The sequence below is a fragment of the Streptomyces huiliensis genome (assembly GCF_020037025.1).
GTDB classification, from domain to species: domain Bacteria; phylum Actinomycetota; class Actinomycetes; order Streptomycetales; family Streptomycetaceae; genus Streptomyces; species Streptomyces huiliensis.
Genome location: NZ_JAIQLH010000153.1, coordinates 1 through 2,126, shown reverse-complemented (window position 1 = coordinate 2,126; position 2,126 = coordinate 1). Strand labels below are relative to the sequence as shown.

Here is a 2,126-nt window from a genome sequence, read left to right as displayed (position 1 = left end):
GCGGCCGTGGGCGTCCTCGCCGCCGGCGCGGCGGCGGGCGTGGCCGTCGAGCGGCTGACCGTCGGCCGCGGCATGCGCCGCAAGGCGCGGCTGGCCCTGGACGCGACGGGCCCCTACGGGACGCTGCGCGGCACCCCGGGGACGGCGGTCGCCGACGACGGGACCGAGCTGTACTACGAGGTCGAGGAGGCGGCGGGGGCCGCTCGGGGGTCCGGCGGTCCGCCCGTGACCGTCGTCTTCAGTCACGGCTACTGCCTCAACCAGGACTCCTGGCACTTCCAGCGGGCCGCCCTCCGCGGCGCCGTCCGGGCCGTCTACTGGGACCAGCGCAGCCACGGCCGCTCCGAGCGGGGCCGCGCGCAGCGCGACGGCAGCGGGACGGTCTCCATCGACCTGCTGGGCCGCGACCTCAAGGCCGTCATCGAGGCGGCGGCGCCCGAGGGGCCGCTGGTGCTGGTGGGGCACTCGATGGGTGGCATGACGCAGATGGCGCTGGCGTCCCAGTACCCCGGGCTGATCGAGGAGCGGGTGGCCGGCGCCGCCTTCGTCGGTACGTCCTCCGGCCGGCTCGCCGAGGTCACCTTCGGACTGCCCGCCCTGGGCATCAACGTGGTGCGGCGCGCGCTGCCGGGCGCCTTCCGGCTGATGACCGCCCAGACCGAGCTGATCGAGAAGGGGCGCCGGCTCAGCGCCGACCTGCTCGCCGGGGTCTACCGGCGGTACTCGTTCGGCTCCCGGGACGTCGACCCCGGGGTCGCCCGGTTCGCCGAGCGGCTGCTGGAGAGCACGCCGGTCGACGTCGTCGCCGAGTTCTACCCGGCCTTCGCCGAGCACGACAAGACGGCGGCCCTCGACGTCTTCCGCGGCCTGCCGGTCCTCGTCCTCGCCGGGGAGAAGGATCTGATCACTCCTGCGTCTCACAGCGAGGCCATGGCCGCGGCGCTTCTCGACGCGGAGCTCGTCCTCGTCCCGGGCGCGGGTCACTTGGTGATGCTCGAACAGCCTGCGACGGTCGATGCTCGCCTGGCCGGCCTTCTCGCGGCGGCGGGCGAGGATCGCTGCGGCGTGGCGGGGGCGCGGGGGGAGGGCTGAGGCGCCGCCCTTCAGTCGTCCGGCGTTTGGGGACCTCGCGGCGCGGCCGCGATGCGGGGTCCGGGGCGGAGCCCCGGGAAACGGCGAAAGGGTGGGGCTGGGGCGGTCCCCCTCCCACGTAGCCCCGTTGTCGTCCGGGGCGTGCCGAGCCGTGTTGTAGGTGTTTCCCCAGGGGTCGCGTACGGCCGAGGGGCGAGGCATCCGACCCCGGGCCGGGGCGCCCCCGCAAGCGGCCGGCGGGTACGTGCCGCCGGCGGTGGGGTTGCCCCTGCCCTGCCCTTTCACCGTTTCCCGGGGGCGGGGCCCCCGGCCCCGGGCATCGCGGCTGCGCCGCGAGGTCCTCACACGCCGGACGGCCGGCATGTGCGCCGGCGTCGGCGAACGTGCCGCGCGGTCCCGCCGTCTTCCGGGCTGAGCCCCGGACACCGCCTCGCCGCTGCGCCGCGACGTCCTCGAATGCCGGACGGCCGGAGTGTGCGCGCACGGGGGCGGGCTTCGGGGAGGGTGCCGTACGGGCGGCGGGGCCGGTGGGTGTCGGCCGGGTGGGCCCCGCGACCGTCCGGTCCCGGCCCCGTACCCCGTACCATCGGGCGGTATGAACGCCCCGCTCGACTCCTCCGCCGCGACCCGTGCGGCCACCGCGCAGCTCACCGTCCGGACGTCCGAGGAGATGCGGGAGCTGGGCCGCAGGCTCGCCGGGCTGCTGCGCGCCGGTGACCTGGTGCTGCTCTCGGGTGAGCTGGGCGCGGGGAAGACGACGCTGACGCGCGGGCTCGGTGAGGGACTGGGGGTCCGGGGGGCCGTGACCTCCCCGACGTTCGTGATCGCCCGCGTCCACCCGTCGCTGACCGGCGGACCCGCCCTCGTCCACGTCGACGCCTACCGGCTGTCCGGCGGCCTCGACGAGATGGAGGACCTGGACCTCGACGTCTCGCTGCCGGAGTCGGTGACGGTCGTGGAGTGGGGCGACGGCAAGGTCGAGGACCTGTCGGAGGACCGCCTCCGCGTCGTCATCGAACGCGCGGTGGGCGCCG

2 protein-coding genes are annotated in these 2,126 nt (G+C 76.2%); both read left to right on the top strand.

The window, feature by feature from the left end; translation table 11 throughout:
• Positions 1–1,092 (top strand): alpha/beta fold hydrolase (locus JNW98_RS23700; RefSeq protein ID WP_223770303.1); only part of this gene is annotated, 1,092 nt, incomplete at its 5' end.
• Between the two features lie 595 nt (positions 1,093–1,687).
• Positions 1,688–2,126, top strand: a 439-nt coding sequence (gene tsaE, locus JNW98_RS23695; RefSeq protein ID WP_223770302.1) for a tRNA (adenosine(37)-N6)-threonylcarbamoyltransferase complex ATPase subunit type 1 TsaE, incomplete at its 3' end; no start/stop codon positions are given.